Origin of the sequence: Neisseria sp. HMSC075C10 (genome assembly GCF_001815615.1) — a bacterium.
Taxonomy (GTDB): Bacteria; Pseudomonadota; Gammaproteobacteria; order Burkholderiales; family Neisseriaceae; genus Neisseria; species Neisseria subflava_A.
Map to the genome: position 1 here is coordinate 46,571 of NZ_KV821262.1, position 17,888 is coordinate 64,458.

The 17,888-nt window shown below is 49.5% G+C and carries 11 protein-coding genes; 5 read left to right on the top strand and 6 right to left on the bottom strand.

Translation table 11 applies throughout. The features are described from left to right. The first annotated feature begins 28 nt into the window (after positions 1-28). The 3 genes from HMPREF3047_RS05800 (at position 29) to HMPREF3047_RS05810 (ending at position 3,055) form a co-directional block, all read left to right on the top strand. Positions 29-1,072, top strand: a complete 1,044-nt coding sequence (locus tag HMPREF3047_RS05800; protein ID WP_199900787.1) for a sulfate ABC transporter substrate-binding protein — start codon at positions 29-31, stop codon at positions 1,070-1,072. A 77-nt stretch (positions 1,073-1,149) separates the two neighbouring features. Continuing rightward, the gene (gene dinB / locus HMPREF3047_RS05805) at positions 1,150-2,208 is read left to right on the top strand and encodes a DNA polymerase IV (protein WP_070712571.1); all 1,059 of its coding nucleotides are present in this window, start codon (positions 1,150-1,152) and stop codon (positions 2,206-2,208) included. A 115-nt stretch (positions 2,209-2,323) separates the two neighbouring features. After that, positions 2,324-3,055, top strand: a complete 732-nt coding sequence (locus tag HMPREF3047_RS05810; RefSeq protein ID WP_070712574.1) for a phosphoadenylyl-sulfate reductase — start codon at positions 2,324-2,326, stop codon at positions 3,053-3,055. Positions 3,056-3,114: 59 nt separating this feature from the next. Here HMPREF3047_RS05810 and recB read toward each other — a convergent pair whose 3' ends face one another. The 4 genes from recB to HMPREF3047_RS05830 all read right to left on the bottom strand — a co-directional run bounded on the left by recB (position 3,115) and on the right by HMPREF3047_RS05830 (position 13,716). Next, entirely contained in the window at positions 3,115-6,771 is a 3,657-nt protein-coding gene (recB, locus tag HMPREF3047_RS05815; protein ID WP_070712576.1) for an exodeoxyribonuclease V subunit beta, read from the bottom strand. Between the two features lie 144 nt (positions 6,772-6,915). Next, a complete protein-coding gene (locus HMPREF3047_RS05820) occupies positions 6,916-10,674 on the bottom strand; it encodes a hemagglutinin repeat-containing protein (RefSeq protein WP_070459940.1) in 3,759 nt (1,252 codons plus the stop codon). A gap of 254 nt (positions 10,675-10,928) precedes the next feature. Beyond that, the gene (locus HMPREF3047_RS05825) at positions 10,929-12,596 is read right to left on the bottom strand and encodes a ShlB/FhaC/HecB family hemolysin secretion/activation protein (RefSeq protein ID WP_070584172.1); all 1,668 of its coding nucleotides are present in this window, start codon (positions 12,594-12,596) and stop codon (positions 10,929-10,931) included. A 211-nt stretch (positions 12,597-12,807) separates the two neighbouring features. Further along, positions 12,808-13,716, bottom strand: coding sequence for a Dyp-type peroxidase (locus tag HMPREF3047_RS05830; protein WP_070584173.1), 909 nt, complete (start codon positions 13,714-13,716; stop codon positions 12,808-12,810). A 103-nt stretch (positions 13,717-13,819) separates the two neighbouring features. On the opposite strand from HMPREF3047_RS05830, the gene HMPREF3047_RS05835 reads away from it, so the two are divergent. Further along, positions 13,820-14,908, top strand: coding sequence for a metallophosphoesterase (locus HMPREF3047_RS05835; protein ID WP_070584175.1), 1,089 nt, complete (start codon positions 13,820-13,822; stop codon positions 14,906-14,908). Positions 14,909-15,047: 139 nt separating this feature from the next. Then, complete coding sequence (locus HMPREF3047_RS05840; protein WP_070712578.1) at positions 15,048-15,638, top strand: LemA family protein; 591 nt, start codon at positions 15,048-15,050, stop codon at positions 15,636-15,638. A gap of 108 nt (positions 15,639-15,746) precedes the next feature. On the opposite strand, the gene HMPREF3047_RS05845 is transcribed toward HMPREF3047_RS05840, so the two are convergent. Together HMPREF3047_RS05845 and patB are read right to left on the bottom strand one after the other, a co-directional pair. Further along, entirely contained in the window at positions 15,747-16,859 is a 1,113-nt protein-coding gene (locus HMPREF3047_RS05845; RefSeq protein WP_070712579.1) for an SGNH/GDSL hydrolase family protein, read from the bottom strand. After that, the gene (gene patB / locus HMPREF3047_RS05850) at positions 16,856-17,884 is read right to left on the bottom strand and encodes a peptidoglycan O-acetyltransferase PatB (protein ID WP_070712581.1); all 1,029 of its coding nucleotides are present in this window, start codon (positions 17,882-17,884) and stop codon (positions 16,856-16,858) included. The genes HMPREF3047_RS05845 and patB overlap by 4 nt, the downstream gene beginning before the upstream one ends. Positions 17,885-17,888: the final 4 nt, after the last annotated feature.

Consider the following 17,888-nt stretch of genomic DNA (forward strand, 5'->3'; position numbering starts at 1 on the left):
ATACTTTTAATAGGAGCCGACCATGAATATCCGTACCCTTTCTTTTGCCGCATTGACCGCCGCGCTGGCGTTGAGTGCCTGCTCTCCCAAAAACGAACAATCTGCCGACAATGCAGCTTCCGCAGGCAAGGGCGGTAATGTGAAGCTGTTGAATGTCTCTTATGATGTCGCACGAGATTTTTATAAAGAATACAATCCTTTGTTTGTCAAAGAGTTTACCGCAAAAAACGGCGGACAATCGGTTGAAGTCCAACAGTCACACGGCGGCTCCAGCAAGCAGGCTTTGGCTGTCGCCAACGGTTTGGCTGCCGATGTGGTGACCATGAACCAGACTTCCGATATTGAGCTTTTGGTGAAAAAAGGTTTGGTCAAAGCCGATTGGAACACGCGCCTGCCGGACAATGCCGTGCCTTATACCAGCAACGTCGTTTTCTTGGTGCGCAAAGGTAATCCGAAACACATCCAAGACTGGGGCGATTTGGCCAAAGACGGCGTGCAAATTGTTTTGGCCAACCCGAAAACCACCGGCAACGGCCGCTACGCCTTTTTGGGTGCGTACGGTTATGGTTTGAAAGTGAATAACGGCGATGAAGGCAAAACCAAAGATTTTGTGGCCGCATTGCTGAAAAACACGCCTGTATTTGAAAACGGCGGCCGTGCGGCGACGACGACTTTCAGCCAACGCCATATCGGCGATGTCTTGGTTACCTTTGAAAATGAGGCCAACTACGTCAGCAAAAAGCTGACCCAAGACCAATTTGAAATTGTTTATCCAAGCTACACTATTCTTTCCGAAGCGCCGGTTGCCGTCGTGGACAGCGTAGTCGACAAAAAAGGCACACGCGCCACTGCCGAAGCCTATCTGCAAAACCTCTGGAGCGAACCTGCCCAAGAGTTGGCCGCCAATCTTTACCTGCGTCCGCGCAATGTTGAAGTATTGGCAAAACACAAAGCCGATTTCCCTGAGATTGAGACGTTTAATCCGAATGAGAAATTTGGCCCGTGGGAAGAAATCATGAAAAAATTCTTTGCCGACGGCGGATTATTTGACCAGCTTTCCAGTAAAAAATAGGGCTTAAACATAGAGGCCGTCTGAAACTTCAGACGGCCTTTTGTTACAATAAGCCTTTTTCTTATCCATCTTTTCCCATGTCTCAACGCAAAATCATCCATATCGATATGGACGCATTCTACGCTTCGGTAGAACTGCGCGAGCAGCCGCACCTGAAAGGGTTGCCGGTCGTTGTGGCGTGGGACGGTACGCGGTCGGTCATTTGTGCCGCTTCTTATGAGGCGCGCAAATTCGGTTTGCACTCGGCCATGTCGGTGGCGACGGCGAAAAGGCTGTGTCCGCAGGCGGTGTTTGTGTCGCCGCATTTTGATTTGTACCGCCAAGTATCGGCGCAGATTCATGCCGTGTTTCGGCGTTATACCGATTTGATCGAGCCTTTGTCTTTGGACGAAGCCTATTTGGATGTTACCCGAAATTTTGAAAATATCCCGTACGCCAGCGAGGTGGCTAAACGCATTCGTGCCGAAATTTTTGAAGAAACCGGTTTGACCGCCTCCGCAGGTATTGCACCCAATAAGTTTTTGGCAAAAATTGCTTCAGATTGGCGGAAGCCAAACGGGCAGTTTGTGTTGCCGCCGCAAAAAATCATGGCGTTTTTGGAGAGCCTGCCGTTGGGTAAGATTCCCGGTGTCGGCAAAGTCACGCTGAAAAAGATGAATGCCCTCGGTATGCAAACTGCCGGCGATTTGCGCCGTTTTGAGCGCGGCGAACTTTTAAACCATTTCGGCCGCTACGGCTACCGCCTTTATGATTTGGCACGCGGTATTGACGAGCGGCCTGTCAAAGCCGAACGTGAACGCCTGCAAATCTCAACCGAAATTACCTTGCCCGAAGATTTGTCTTTGGCGCAGGCTTCAAGTCATTTGCCGCACCTTGCCGAAGACCTCTGGCGGCAAATCGAACGCAAAAACGTCGAAGCCAAAGGCGTTACCCTCAAACTCAAAACCCATGATTTCCGCATTATTACGCGTTCGCTGACGTATTCTTCCGTCCTTCCCGACAGCGCCTCGCTGCTTCAGGCGGCGCATACTTTGTTGCAACGCATACCGCCGCAACGCGAAGACGCCTTCCGCCTGATCGGTATCGGTGTGAGTCATTTGCTGCCGAAAAACCAGCAGCAGACGCTTTGGTTATAAAGAAATAGAAAAGCATTCTTTCCGTTTGAAGATAGGGCGCAGGACAATATTGTTCCATAACCATATCGGCAGCCGTTTCAACAGGCCGTCTGAAAATTATTAGGAACAACCAGCCATGTCTTTATTCCGTCCACAACTCTGGAAAATCCCCGAAATCAGCGATGCCGAACGCCGCCGCCTGCCTGAGTTGGCAGCCGCTTTGGAGCGCCGTTTGCAAGACATTGCCGTACGCTATCCGCAAGCCGTGTTCGCATCCAGCCTTGCAGTTGAAGATATGGTCATTACCGATGCCGTGAGCCGTCTGAAACTACCCATCCGCATCATCACGCTCAATACGGGCAAACTCAATCCCGAGACCGCCGCGCTGATTTCCGAAACCAATGCGCGTTATCAAACCGAATTGGAAGTGTTTTATCCCAACCGACAAACCGCCGATGAATTTGAAGCGGAATTTGGCACGACCGCGATGTACGACAGCGTCGAGTTGCGCCGCCGTTGCTGCCATATCCGCAAAATCGAACCGCTCAACCGCGCTTTGCACAACGCCCCCGCATGGCTGACCGGACAACGCCGCAGCCAGTCCGAAACGCGCAGCGAATTGAATTTTGAAGAGCTGGATACCGGCCGCAACATCGCCAAATTCAATCCTATTTTTGATTGGGAAGAGCAGGATGTTTGGGCATATGCACACGAACACCAAGTTCCGCTCAATGCGCTTTATCATCAAGGCTATCCCAGTATTGGGTGCGAACCCTGCACGCGTCCGGTCAAGCTAGGCGAAAATATCCGCGCCGGGCGATGGTGGTGGGAAAGCAAAGACAGTAAGGAATGCGGTTTGCACAAATAATCAAAGGCCGTCTGAAAACGTTTCAGACGGCCTTTTTGACGGCTTAACAAAATGATTTATCAAGAATTTGTTTTTCGTTCAACGAAAGTGGAAAGCAGGGCGGTATCGATGTCCCATTTCCAAATGCCGCGATCCGAGCCGTCCATGCCGCGCAGGAAGAGGTAGCGGATGGCGATTTTGGGCAACGGCTTGCCGCGCAGGGCATAGTAGCGTGCGGTGGCAACGGCGTAGATCAGGGCTTGCAGATAGTAGTGATGATGTGCCACGGCTTCGTTCATCGCCTGTTGCGTGTAGGCGCTTGCATCGTTGCCCAAATGGTTGGATTTGTAGTCGATTAAAACGACATTGCCGTCTGAATCTTGGCAAACCATATCAATAAAGCCGTTCAAATAGCCTTGTAAATCATGGAAGTCAAGCAGTTGCGCGGCTTGAACGCATTCGGGCGGCAGGTTTGCTTCGCTTGAGGCAAACCAACGGCGCAAGTCGTCCAGTTTGAAATCGTCCATGTACAGGGTAAACCCCATTTCGGGCAGGCGTCGGGTCGGCGGAATCTGCGACAGGCTCTCGTTGATTAAAGGCGTAAGGCGGCAGGTATCGAGCATGGTGATTACCATCGGCAGCCATTTGTCTTCAAAGCTGTGGCGTTGCAAAACTTCGGCAATCATTTCGGATTGGCTCTCGGCAGAGGCGGCGAAGTCGAGTTTTTCCAGCATTTCATGCAAACATACGCCGGCATTGGTGCCGTGGGGGAAATGGTGGATATCGAGGCCGTCTGAAAGTGGGGGCGGCAGGTTTTCAGACGGCATGGCACGGTCTGCGCTTTCTGCCGGATCGATGGCAGGTTGCAAAGGCTCGTGTTGTTCGTCGGTTGACTTGGTATGCCGGCTCAAACCGGTAAAGCTGGTGTGGCGGATAAAGTCAAAATCGCGGCGTTTGATGCTATGTGCGCTAAAAGCTTGGTCTTGCTGGCGGCTGTATTGGTAGACGGTTTCCGGCGGGGCTTCTTCCGTGAATGCAAACTCCGTATTTTCAGGCGTGTTTGTGATAAAGCGTTGCCAGTTGGTTTTGAGCATTTCCACAACGTCTGTCGCGCTTTTATAGCTTTGGCTGACGCTTTCGCGGCCGGCATCCGGCAAACCTTCGAGCAGATAGGCAAAAGGATTGTTTGGCGTACAGTTTTTGTTGGCGGCGGCGTAGATATTGAGCTGTTCTTCGGCGCGGGTAAGGGCGACATAAAGTAGGCGTAAATCTTCGGCCGTCTTTTCGTCGGCAAGGTGGCTTAGTTCTGCTTCTGAGGTTTGCGATTTGGCCAGCAGCTCGGTTTCGTGGTTGTCAGTATGCAGGATTTTCCAGTTTTCTTTGGAATTGTCTTTGGTATCCCATGCGAAGGGGCAGTAAACCAAAGGATATTGCAAACCTTTCGACGCGTGCATGGTAACGATTTTGACCAGTTTTTCGTCGCTTTCAAGACGGATGGTTTGCGCGTCTGATGGGAAATGGCCGCTGCGCGCACGGCTGATTTGTTCGTTCAGCCATTTATGCAGGGCGGCAGGGTTGCGGCTTTGGCTGTCTTCTTCGGCCAAAAGCTCCAGAATTTGATAGTAGTTGGTCAGGCTACGCTCGTTGCCGCCTTTGAGCAGGCGTGTTTCGATGTCATGTAGGGCGGCAAACTGCTGCACGGCGGCAAAAATGCCGCCTTTCCGCCATTTTTCCATGGCTTGGGCAGACGACTCCAGCCATTTCAGCAGCTGGTGTTCGTTGTGGTTGAGTTCGTAAATCTCTTTGGCGGTATAGCCGAACAAAACGCCGGTCAAGACAAAGCGCAGCCAGTCGGTTTGCCTTGGGTTGAGCCAAAAGCCGATCAGCGCGGACAGAGAGTCTGCCTCGGCGGAATCGAAAACGGACTGGCGCGACAGCAACACGCTTTGGATACGGCGCTGTTTCAGTTTCCCTGCAATCATCGCCGCTTCGTTGTTGGTGCGCACCAAGACGGCAATATCGCCGGATTCCAACGCGCGGCCTTTGAAGTTCAGACGGCCTTCGGCTGCTTCATTGAGCGCAAAGGCAATTTCATCGGCGCAATATTCGGCGGCACAGCCGCGCAAAATCTCTTTGTCGGTTTGGTCGTCCGTATTGAGCCAGCGCACTTGGATGGCGGGGCGGTGTGGCGACAGCCGGCTTTCGGCGCGGCTAGCGGAGACATCGCTGTAATCGATGTTTTCCAATACGAAGGGGTGTTTTTTTTGTTTGAACAAGGCGCTGATGCCGTTAATCAGTTTGGCATGGCTGCGATAGTTGACAGCGAGGGTGTAATGCCTGTCCGCATCTTGCGCGGCTTGCAGATAGGCGTAAATGTCCGCACCGCGAAAGCTGTAAATCGCCTGTTTGGGGTCGCCAACGAGAAACAGCGGGCAGCCTTGTTCGATAAAAATTTGGCGGAAAATTTCGTATTGCAGCGGGTCGGTATCTTGGAATTCGTCAATCAGCGCGATTTCCCAGTTTGCTGCCGCCGCTTTTGCCAATGCGTTGCCGTGTTCATTGGTGGTCAATGCCTGATGGACATCCAGTAGCAAATCGTCAAACACACGCTCGCGGCGTGATTTTTTTTGTTCGGCAATGGATTGGTTGATGTAGGAAAGTAGGTCGAGTTGCAGGCAGATGAAGACTGCTTCTTCTGCGCTTTCCATTGCCTGCAAATCACGACCGAGATTGGCCAAGGCTTGCAGCTGAATAATTTCCGGCGCATCGGCATCGGCTTTATATTCTTTTTTCAGTTTGCTGTTGAGTGTATCGACACTGAAATGGTTTAGTTTTCCTAGTGTTTGTTTGCTTAGGCGGGGCAGACGGTTGGATTCGGAGTTTGTTTTTAAATCGGTAAAAACATTTTCAAAGGTATTTCTTCTGTAGATCTGGCCGTTAAGTTTGGGCAAGATTACCCAAAACGCTTTTTCCAAGTCTTCCAACTGGCTGCAAACTTTTTGCCATGTTTCTTGAAGGTTAGCTTGGGCTTCTTTCAAATCGCCTTCGGGCCGTCTGAATTTCAGATAGGGGCGGCCGGTATAGCTTTTGATTTCGGCAAGCATTTCTTCAGGCGTGCATTTCCGATCAAAAACCAATTGTGCCAATGTGGCATCGGTTGCCACTTTTTGCCGCCAAAAGTCTTGCGCAGGAATCAGCAGCCTCTCGCGCGAGTCGTCCGACAGCTCGACATCCAAAGGTGCGCCGCACAAAAACGCGTAATCGCGCAAGACGCGCTGACAGAAGCCGTGGATGGTGTAAATCGATGCGTTGTCAAACTGGCTCAGCGCGGCTTTGAGGCGGAGAGTCAGGCGATGGCAGCTTTCCTGTCCGTCTTGCTCGCCTAAAGCCAAAGGAATCAAGCGATTGAGAAAGTCATCGGGGGATTTTTTCTCTTTTTCGTAATATTTGTTCAGGCCGTCTGAAATATGTTCCGGCTCGCCGCCCAAGGTTTGGATTTCGTTCAAAACCTGCAACACTTCGTCCAAACGCGCGCGCAAACGGGTTTTCAGTTCTGCCGTCGCCGCTTTGGTAAAGGTAACGACCAGAATTTTCTCGATGTCTTTTTTTTCTAAAACAATCAGTCGGGTAAAAAGCGCGGCAATGCCGTAGGTTTTACCCGTACCGGCAGAAGCTTCGATGAGGTTGGTACCGTCGATGGAAAGTGTGAGCGCGTCAAAAGGAAGGGCGGAAGACATGGTTGGAACGGAATAATATTAGCGAGGCATTATCATAACAGAGATAGTGTGTTGTTTTGCATTGATGATAAAAATGCCGTCTGAAAACTTTCTGTTTTCAGACGGCATGTCTTAATGGCTATTAAATGACTTCAATAGTGCATTTTAGTAGCGCAAACGGCGTCTGGCGTAGCTTGGTTGGCGAGGATGGTAGGTATAACGGTTCGCCGCAGGAGCTTTACTGTCGTCATAGTAGTACGCAACATTATTACCGTTGATGGTCGTATTGTTGACGCTCAAACCGGTTGGAGAGCCGGTAGTGATAACAACATTGTCGCTTTGGATGGTGTTTGCCGTATTGGTTACGGTGGCGTCGTTTTTACCTTTGGCGTTGATGCCGCCGTTTGGTTTGCCTGAAGCGTAGCTGCCGTTGACATTGACGGTCAGATTTTTTTCGTTAACGCTGCTGATCGCGCCGGAAGTATTGACTTTGTTGCCTTCTACTTCAACGGAGTTATTGGATACCAGGTTGGTACCGTGCAGGTTGACGTCGCCGTTGTTGGCATTGATTTTAATATCGTTGCCGGCCACTACATTTGCGCCTGCGGCGGTAGAAGACGCGTTATCGGTTTTGTTGACGCCGACAGAGCCGTTGACGTGAGGAACGGCAACACCGGTTTCAACATTGATTGTCGCGCCAGCGCCGATACCGACATTAACGGCTGTACCTTGGTTGGAGGCAGTATTGGCTGACTCGGTGAAGGTTACGCCGTTGCCTGCGGTAATGTTGACGTTGTTGTTGGCAGTAATGTTGGATGCGATTTCAGCAGAGTCTTTGGCGTTGATGACAACATTGGTCGCATTCATATCGCCTTTGACGGCGGTAGATTCTTTTTTGTTTTCATCAGCGTAGTTGACGTTCAGGTTGGCATTCACATCAACGTTTGAACCGTCTTTGGTGTATGCGCCGACAGTCAAAGAAGCGCCTCCTTGTTTACTGCTGCTGTTGCTGGTGTTGTGGGCGGCAGTGTTGTGGTATGAACCTGCATCAATGTTGATCGCACCGGTAACATCATATTTTGTACCTTCATCAGACACTTTGTCATTTGCCAAAACGATGGCATTGCCTGCGTTGATGGTGGTTACGGTTGCAGTGGATTCATTGTGGGTCGAAGAGTTGCCTTGACCTTGTGCAGTGATTTCACCGCCGATGCCTTTGTTGGTGCTGATGCCAACAGAAACGACCAAACCGCCGCCGTTTTGTTTCACATCGGATTTTGCACCGCTGTGTGCCGCTGCATGGGTAACGTTTTTGGCAGATTCAACCACATTGCCGGTCGCGTTAATCACGGTACCTTCTTGATTAATATTGCCGTTTGCAGTGATGGTAGCGTTGCCGCCGGTGTTGATGTTGGATACATGGGATGTATTCGTTACGGTAGTTGCATCTGTTTTGGTGCTGGTAATGCCGACAGATACGCCGACGCCTGCAACGTTATTTTTTTCGTATGCAGTAGCAGATACGCCCAAATCGGTTACGCGGCCGGATTCGGTCACAGTGCTGCTGCCTTTGGATGCAACAACATTGACGTCATTGGCTGCGGAAATGTTGACAGATTCTTCGCCGTTGACTTGGCTGCCGCTGACGGTAACGTTTGAGTTGGAAGACAACTGGGTGTTTTTACCGGTCAAAATGCTGCCGTTCAGGCCGACAGAATGGGTGTCGGTGTGGGTATCGGTAAATTTGATACCGGCTTTGGCAGTCACGCTGCCGTTTTCTTTATTGGTTTCGATACCAGAGTAGCCTTTGATGGAATACTCGTTGACCTGCTTGTTTTCTACTGCTTTGGCTGCATCAATGGTCAAATCGCCTGCGGAAGACAGTTGCAGTTTTTGTGCCGCAAACAATGCAGAACCGATCACATTGATGTCTTTGTTGGAAACAACGGTCAGGTCGGCATTGGAAACCAGGGTAGAACCGGTTACTTTTTCAATGCTGCTGTTGCTGCTGGTTTTAGAGGTAGTGATATTGAAAATCGTACCTTTACGCGCGCTTTGTGCGGAAGTATCGGTGCTGGTGGCGTTTTTAATATCAACATTGCCTGCTTTGGAGCTGACGAATGTACCGGCTTGGCCTTCAACGGTACTGCCGTAAACGTTGACGCCGTTTTTTGCACCCAAGACTACGTTTGAGTTGGCAGTAATGCTGCTGCCGTGCAGGTTTTCTGTACGGTTGTTTTGAACTTGGCTTTCACCGCCGAACAGGCCGCCCCAGTATTTTTTCTGGTCATCGAGGCTGTTGGTATTAGTGGTGGTTTGAGTGCCCAAGTTGATCTTGTTGACATCGGTAACGACATTGCCGTTTGCCGCGATGCTTGCGCCGTAAGTGCTCAAATCGCCTTCGGAAATCAAACCGATATCACCGGCTGCGGAGATTTTGGTTTGATGGGCGGTAGAGTTTTTGGAAGATTTTGTAGCGATACCGGTTTTCAGGGCGGCAGTTTCATTTTTGAAGCTGACATAAGTCGAGCTGCTGTCGGTTTCGCTGTTGCTGCTCAATACGATTCCTTGTTGGGCGGCAATGCGAGCATCAGCAGCCGAGTTTAGTTCGGTCGCATCCAATTGAACTTTGCCTGTGGTGGCAATATTGACAGAGCCGGCATTGATTTTGGTTTGATGCAGGCTTTCGTCAGCAGAAGAGCTCAGGTTGTTGTTGTACCAAAGGCCTTTGCTTTGAGTATGGTCGGATTCTATGCGGTTGGTGGTTTTTACCGCGTTAGAATTGAAGTTGCCTGTGGCAGATGCGGTCAGCGCGCCGGCATTGATGTTGGCTGCGCTCAGGTTGAGGCTGCCGCTATTGTTCAAAGTCAATGACTCGGATGCATTGATATTGCTGGCGGTAAAGGTTTCCGTTTTGTTGCGGTCTGAACGGAAGTGCTGAACATTTTTCGCCTCTTTGCCGCTGGAAGACTTGTTAGCAGAATGGCTGTTAACCGTGCCTTTGATGTCGGTATCGCGGGCAAACAATTCCATTTGTGCGCCGGTCAGATTGGCAGACTGGATGCTCAGGTTGCCTTTGCTGTCGATATTCAGGTAGCGGGTGCCGGTAATCGCCGCATTTTGAATGTTTTGTTTGGCGCGTTTGTCGGTCGCGTGGATGCGGATGGTACCGGCACGCATACTGCCGAAGATATGACCGTCAAGCACCGGCGCATTTGAAGCAGCGTCCAATGCTTCGATTTGCGCGGTTTTGTAGTCGAAGTTGCTTTTGCCTGAAGAAACGTTGATGGCGTCGGCGGCATTAACATTGGCTGATTTACCGACAACAACTTGCGGCGCGAGCAGGTCAACTACGCGGTTGCCGCTCAAATTGCCGTTTACTTGCAGTTGTTTGCCATTGTCGCTGATATTAAAAGATTTCAACGTGCCGTCTGAAACGGTTGGCGTACCGACAACCAAGGATGTGCGGTTGGCATTCAGGATGCTGCCGCCGTTGTGGGTAATGCCGTTAGGGTTTGCCAAAACATAGTCTGCGGCAATACCGAAGATCTCTTGCTGACCCAAGATCAGAGAAGGGTTTTTGCTGACCACTTCGTTCAAGATCACAGATGCGGCCTGACCTTGGAAGTTTTTGTTGGCAGACAGGTTTCCGGCCAGTTGGGATTTACCGGCAGACAGGGCGTTATTCAAAACGGCACCGTGTTGGGAAACGTTGTACTTGTTATATTGGTTGTGAGAAAGACCTTGGGCCGTCGGTGCGGCAATGTTGACGATGTCAACATTGTGTTGCTGCTGTACCGAAGTTTGGCCGATGGCTTCGATATTGGCCGCTACCGCTGCATTTCCCAGGAATGCAAAGCACACGGCGACAGTTACTTTGCCAGAAGCTGAGAGCTTAGGCTGATATAAAGTGTCGATTTTCATGGATTTTAATCCTTATTTATCGTGATGGAGATTGAATCAGAAATCCCATATCGGGTATGAGATTTCTGTTGAGGAAATTTTGAATGTATTAACATTGTTATAAAATTTTTTACAATAATACCACCAGTACGGCCTTGTGTGCACTATTTCAAATGCAAATATAAACCGCCCATCTTATTGATATTAATGAAAAATTAATAATGTTAAGATGGGCGGTTTATATATTGGATAAAAGGATATATATTTACATAACTTTAAAATGGAATGCGCAAAGAAACGGTCACATGATCCTGTATTTCACTGTTTGATTGGTTGGGCATGCGCGCAAAACCTTTGCCATAGTCGGCAGAAAGTTGCCATTTATCCGCCTTGCCCAAATTCAAACCTGCAACCACACCCATGGCGCGTTGCGAACCTTCGTTATTGTTTTTGGCAACGCCGATGTCTGCACCCAGATAAGGCTCGATATAGATGCCGTGAGGCGTATTGCGGCGGAAATAAACGGTATTGCTTAACAGGACTGCGCTGTTTGCGCTCAAAGAAGTTGAACGGAAACCGCGTACATTTTGATGACCGACGACGTCCATTTCTTTGGTGGCAAACAAATCATGAGGGCTATATTGGGCATCGATTTGGTGATGGTTGCGCACGATCCATTTACCCAATGGGCGGTTTTGAATCAAATTGCTTTGCAAGGATACAGAGGTATAGCGCTTGTCGAACGGCGTATGTTCGGTATTTTTCGCAAACCCTTGTTCCACGCCGATATTGTTGAGCCAAATACCGTTTGGCAGGATGGTTGTATGCGACAGGCCGACTTGTGCCGAATAGATTTCCGGGCTTTGCAGTTCCAGTTTGCTGTCGGCAAATTTTGCAGTCTGTTTCACATAATCGATGCCGGCATAGGCGGAGGTAATGTGTTTTTGACTGCGTGAAAATACGCGGTCCGCTTTGATTCCTGCCGCTTTGGATTTGGAGCGGTAGGCATAGCGCGTTACGCTGGGCGTTAAGATGCTTTGCGATTGCGACGCGGCGGCGTAAGTGCTGAATGTCCATGCGCCATAAGGTACTTGGTAGAACATACTGCCGCCGCGACTGTAATGGCTGTCGTGATTGTTTAGATTGGTATAGCCGTTTAGATAAAGGGAGTCGCTCAATCCCAACGGGCTGCCGACATTCAGGCTGCCGCGAAGTGTCGTGGTATTGGGTTTGCTGCCTTTATTGTCGATAGTCACGCTACCGCCCCAATGTTTTTGGGCATCGTTGTTGAGTTGGATGGAGGCGGTGCCGTCATCATGCGGATAAACATCGATGCTGACGTTGTTGCCGGCAACATGGTTTGCCTGTTCAATACCTTGGTCGAGGTATTGGATGTTCAGCGGTTTGCCTTGATGATCGGGGAAGAGGGTATTGACATTGACCGTACGGGAGCCGCCGGTAATTTCACGGATTTTGCCTTCGATGACTGCCAATTTCAGGACGCGTTCAGGCGTGGTTTCAAATTTGATTTGCGTATGCGGATAGCCTTGAGCGATATATTCGGCAACGATATCCCGGTTCAGTTGGTTGATACTGTTTTGATTGATGCATTTGGGTAACTTGGCTTCAATCTTTTTGGAATCGATGAGGGTAATACCGGAAAGCTCAATACCCGTGTAATCCAAGCATTCGGTATTGTTTTCAGACGGCATTTCTTGTGCAACCGCGTCATTATCTTGCTTTTTCTGCAAATCCCATGCCGACTGCTCGCGTTTTTGGATTTCGACGGAATGAATTTGGTCGAGATTGTCGCGGAAGTCTTTGTCGAATTGGTTGGGTACGTTTTTATCGATTTGATCAAGCGGATTCGGCGTATTGGCCGCATAGGCGTTTAGCGCGGAGAGAATCAATACAGGCAAGGGAAGAAGGCGGGATTTATACATGGTGTCGTAATTTTATAGGGATAATGATTGGGTTTATTTTATCGAAAATAGCTGCTTGGGCGTATCAGTTTTTATCGTTGTCTGTAATCAGGGTTTATTAAGCAACAAGTGGATAAATTTCTATGATAATACCATAAAAGTATTAAGGGAATTTAAATAACAAAAACCTGCCTTTTCAAAGGCAGGTTTTTTTCAGACGGCCTTTGAGCCGTTAAAGATTTTGCAAACGCTCGACAGAAGGTGCGTAGTAGTAAGCACCTGATACGGCTTTAGACAAATGTTTCAACAGCAAGTCGGTTTTGCCGTCAGATTCGCCGAACATATTGAGCAGTTGAACTTCAATATTGTGCAGCGTGTTGCAATAGGAAGTGAACATCAGACCATGTTCGCCACTGAGTTTGCCGAAGGGCAGGCTGCGGCGAACGATTTTCAGGCCAACGCCGTTTTCTTTGACATTGACGCGACCGAGATGAGAGTCGGGCAGGCGCACGTCTTTGCCGAATTCGTCATTGGTTTCTTTGCTGCGGCCAACGCTGGCTTCTTGTTCGGCAGTAGAAACAGCATCCCATTTTTTCAAATCGTGCAGATATTTTTGAAGCAAAACATAGCTGCCGCCGGCATCCGGCTTGCCTTCGGGAATGATGGCAACATTGCGCACATTGTCATCGCCCTGCGGATTTTCCGTACCATCGACAAAACCGTCCAAGCCGCGGTCTTCATACAGGCGCAGGCCGTGTTCTTCAGTGGCTACTCGGATGCTATCACCGAATGCGCTGAAAACAGATTGGGCCAAGGCGTAGGCGGCTTTTTGCTCGGTGGCTTGAATGTGGATATAGAGGTCGTGTTGGGTGGAGGGTGCGAGGCCGTTGCCCAATTCTGGGAAAGGTTTGATTTCGCTGCCTTCGTCAGTATGGCCGAACGATTGCCATGCGCGGCTGCCAAAGGCAATGGTCAAACCCAAAATATCATTCGGAAAACGGGTTTTCAGTTTAGCCAGAGCCTCCAAAGAAAGACGGCAGGCAGATTTGATGTCTTCATTGCGGCCGTCTGAAATGTCTGCTTCGATAAAAATACCGGCTTGTGCGTGATCAGGAATAATGGCTGATTGGGGATGGCTCATGATGATTCCTTTCAAAATATTATGGGTTTTTACGCGGGGGATTATACACTGAAAGTTTCAGACGGCCTAAAATCTGCCTTTTGATTTTTTAGGGCGGAAAGGCATGTTTGGCAAGATGTTTTTTGTGAGCGTCATTCTGTTGCAAGTGTTTACATTCGGGCTCGGGCGTTCGCTGCAATGGTTGTTTGCGCCTTGGATTGGCAAAGTCGGCAGACGTTGGCTGATGGGTATTTCCTATTTCATTACAAACGGCTTGTTGGTCGGTTTGCTGCTGGAGTTGGGACATATAATATTCCGCGCGATGGCGTTTTGGATGGTGATCTTGCTGTTTGTGATGTATGCCGCGCTGGCGACATTTATCCTGTATCTTTTGCTGCGCCGTTTTATGGCACGCCAACTGCTGTCACGAAGCCTGCGGCTGTTTGCGCCTTTGTTTGTGGCCGGTTTGCTCGGTTTTGGGATGTATAACGCCTATACGCCTGTTGTTCGCCATCAGACTGTATTCATCAATAAGAAAATGGATAAGCCGCTGCGTATCGGCGTGGCCAGCGATTTGCACTTGGGGATTTTGTTTGGCGCGCGTCAATTGGACAAGCTAACGGACATCATGAAGCGGGAAAAAGTCGACATGGTGTTGCTGCCGGGGGATTTGATGGACGATACCGTTGATGCCTACCTTAAAGAAAACATGAAACCGCATTTGCAGAAGCTGACTGCGCCGATGGGCGTTTATGCCACTTTGGGCAATCATGACTGGTTCCGCGATCAGAAGCGTATCAAACATGAATTGGAAGCGGCAGGTTTGACGGTTTTGGCCAATCAGGTTCTGGAAGTGAATGGTGTGTTGCTGGTAGGGCGGAGCGATGATTTGGATCGCAAGCGTCCCAGTGCGGAGCAGCTTTTGGAAGGTCAAAATACCCAATTACCGGTTTTATTGATGGATCACCGTCCTACTTCAATCGAAACCCATGCCCGGCTGCCGATTGATGTGCAGGTCTCCGGCCATGTCCACAACGGCCAAGTTGCACCTGCCAACCTTATCGTCCATACGCTTTATCGTCTCGCTTATGGTTATGAAGCAATCGGCAACGGCCATTTCTTCACCACTTCGGGCTATGGCTTCTGGGGCATTCCCCTTCGTTTGGGTTCGCAATCAGAAGTGTGGATTATCGACATCAAGTCAAAGCATTGAAATAGAAATATAAACTTCAGGCCGTCTGAATTTCAGACGGCCTTTTTTATGAAAATTGGGAAAAATATTGAAATTGGATTATAATCAATGTAAAAAATCAGCCACCGATATGAGTGGCATCATAACTAGGGAACTTACTATGGGTATTATTAGTCTTGCACTTATCTTCGTATCAATCACCGCCGTCTTATTGTATTTCAAACAACAGTTGAAAGACCGCAAAAAAGACTGTCGCGAATCTTTTGTCTCTTTGCGCATTGCGCTCGACTGCCGCCATCAGGCTGTCCGTCATGTATTGGATGCATACAGCAAACACCTGCAAGAGCAGGGCATTGCATCGGATCAAAACGTTCAGCAGATGTGTGCCGAAGTCGAAACCGCATTGGCGCAAACTGTCAAAACATTTTCCGAATCCAAAATCAAACATCTGTGTGAAGCCGAAACAGCATTGAATTATGCCCTGAAAAAATTGCAAACTGCCGTCAACGGTCTTTTGAAACAGTATCCTGATAAGAAATTGGCCGGTTTGATGGAAATGCTGAATGCAGCAGAAGCGGAAGTCGCATCGGCACGCCGCACTTACAACCGCAGAGCCGGAAGTTACAACCATCATTTAAACAAGCTGCCCAACCGTCTTGTCGCCAAGCCATTAGGCTTTGACAAGCAGGCAGGATTGGTTCGTTTTACGGAAAATCAAACGCAACGCATGAGCAGCAATATGTTGGCTTAAAAATTAAGCAGTTTGCTGAATAAGCGATAAATAAAAGGCCGTCTGAAATATTAATTTCAGACGGCCTTTTGTGTACTGTTAATGAAAAGTACTTAGGCTTTGGCTAATTTATTGAGCAAAGCGGATCAGGCTGTCGGCAAGCTTATCGGCTGCAGTTTCGTAACCTTGTGCAGAGAAGTGAACGCCGTCTTTGGTTGCCAAGCCTTGAGCCATCCAGCTTTTCATGCTGCATGCGCCCCCCATTGCATCTTGCCAAGACCAGAACATGATTTTTTCGTCACGGGCAACGCGTTGCTGCATTTGTTGTACTTCGCTGAGCAAGACCGGACGGTTGCCGCAGCTGCCGTAGGCGGTTTTCAAAGATTCCGGAGCGCCGAGGATCAGGATACCTGCGTTGGGCAGGGTATTTTTGATTTGGCGGATGTAATTGCGCCATGTCCGTTCGGTAGAGGAAATATCGAGATTGCCGGAAAAGGCTTCATTGGTACCGTAGGCAAGGATGATTAAATCGGCTTTGGTTTGTGCCAAATCTTCCCACATGCCCGGCCGCCATTTTGACCATTGGGATAACTGCGCGCCGTTGATGCCCATGGCGGAAACAGTTACGCCGCGTCCGGGGCGTTCGATATTAATGAAACCGATTTGCCAAGGCATGCTGCTGCTGAGGGTCATCGGTAGGGAGGCATTGGTATGCATCAGTTGCCAACCGTTTTGTGTGGCAGGGATTTCGTGGCCGTTGACGGTCAGGGTTTGCTCGGACCAAACCGGTTTGCCGAAAATGGAGATTTGTTGCATATCCATGTTGCCGTCGGCTGCGCTTAAGGTAACGCTGCCGCCATCGGCGCGTGCTTCAATACCGCCGAAAGAAAAATCGCTGTGTGATTTGCGGCTGCTGATGGTGTTCCAACCGCTGCCGTTGTAGCGGACGGTTGCCATACGTTGGCCCTTGACGGTGTTGGGATAAACCCAACCGATGCCGCCGTTGCCCCATTGTTGTTGCAAACGGCGACGAAGGCGGTCGGTGAAATAGTCGCCGGCGGTGTGGGAGTCGCCGACTTGGATAATACGAAACTTGCCGTCTGAAGCATTGTTGAGCTGTTGGAGTTTGTTCAGCCAGGCAGGGCGGTTGGAGTCGTAGTTGCTTAACAGGCCGTCATTGGAGGCGCAGGCGGTAATAGGGAGTGCGAGAAGCGTGAGGAGTAAGGTTTTATTAAATTTCATGGTTGTGTATCGTGTGTAAAATTAATTTTTTCCATAATTTTTCCGGCCAATAGCTTTTGGCCTTCTGCGGAAAAGTGAATGCCGTCCTTACTGCGGTAACGGATGATTTTTCCATCTACTTTGACAGAGTCGGCATATTCTTCTGCGCCATTGCTCAACAGTTTGTCGGTCGGCAGCCAAATGGCTTGAGGCGACACCGTACCTGACAGGATTTTGTCGAGGTAGCGCATCTGTTCGTTGAGCTTGGCTTTTTTCATGTAAGGAATGCCCAGCCAAATGACTTGGACATCATGTGTAGAGGCTGCATCAAGAATACGGCGGACGCGGTTGAGGTATTCTGCCTCCCATTCGGGGGAGGCGAACTTCAGGTATTTTTTACCCATCGGGAAATCCCAAGGGTCGTTAGGGCCTAAGAATACAACCAAAACGCGGATGTCGGGTTCTTTTTGCAAAGTTTGTTCGATGGTTTTCGGCCAGTCGAAGAAATTGGGGTAGGATAAACCGGTGCTTTGTTTGCTGAGGTTGACCGATTGTACGCCATATTCTTGCTTGAGGTGCTTTTGTACGAAAGGTGCAACGCCCTGCATCAGCGAGTCGCCGGCAAAGAAAACTTTGTTGCCTTTTTTCAATACAACCTGCGTTGCCGACTGATCAGCCTGATTGCTTGGCTCGCTGGCTGCGGTATCTGTATTGTTAGCCGCATCGGAAGCAGCAGGGTCTTTTTGATTGTCCGATACTTCAATGTTTTCCGTATTTTCAGACGGCCTTGCTGTTTCAATGCCAGAGTCTTCCGAAGCCAAAGCGTCTTCTGTTTCCAGTGAAGCTTTCAGGCCGTCTGAAAATTCGTAGGCTTTTTGTTGCCAATCCGCACCGATACGCCACCAAGCATATTCGGATAAAGGCTCAAGCGGACTGTTTTCATGATAGGTCTGCTGCCAATAGGCATTGATGGAGTTTTGGGCAAACCACGTCAGCGCAACCGCACTGAGCAGAATAGAAACAAACAGGGAGATAAAGCGTTTCATGTTC

Coding starts and splice junctions, on each gene's coding strand:
- HMPREF3047_RS05830 (WP_070584173.1), bottom strand. CDS start 13,716: ATGAGCCATCCCCAATCAGCCATTATTCCTGATCACGCACAAGCCGGT.
- HMPREF3047_RS05810 (WP_070712574.1), top strand. CDS start 2,324: ATGTCTTTATTCCGTCCACAACTCTGGAAAATCCCCGAAATCAGCGAT.
- HMPREF3047_RS05835 (WP_070584175.1), top strand. CDS start 13,820: ATGTTTGGCAAGATGTTTTTTGTGAGCGTCATTCTGTTGCAAGTGTTT.
- HMPREF3047_RS05820 (WP_070459940.1), bottom strand. CDS start 10,674: ATGAAAATCGACACTTTATATCAGCCTAAGCTCTCAGCTTCTGGCAAA.
- dinB (WP_070712571.1), top strand. CDS start 1,150: ATGTCTCAACGCAAAATCATCCATATCGATATGGACGCATTCTACGCT.
- HMPREF3047_RS05845 (WP_070712579.1), bottom strand. CDS start 16,859: ATGAAATTTAATAAAACCTTACTCCTCACGCTTCTCGCACTCCCTATT.
- HMPREF3047_RS05840 (WP_070712578.1), top strand. CDS start 15,048: ATGGGTATTATTAGTCTTGCACTTATCTTCGTATCAATCACCGCCGTC.
- recB (WP_070712576.1), bottom strand. CDS start 6,771: ATGTCTTCCGCCCTTCCTTTTGACGCGCTCACACTTTCCATCGACGGT.
- patB (WP_070712581.1), bottom strand. CDS start 17,884: ATGAAACGCTTTATCTCCCTGTTTGTTTCTATTCTGCTCAGTGCGGTT.
- HMPREF3047_RS05825 (WP_070584172.1), bottom strand. CDS start 12,596: ATGTATAAATCCCGCCTTCTTCCCTTGCCTGTATTGATTCTCTCCGCG.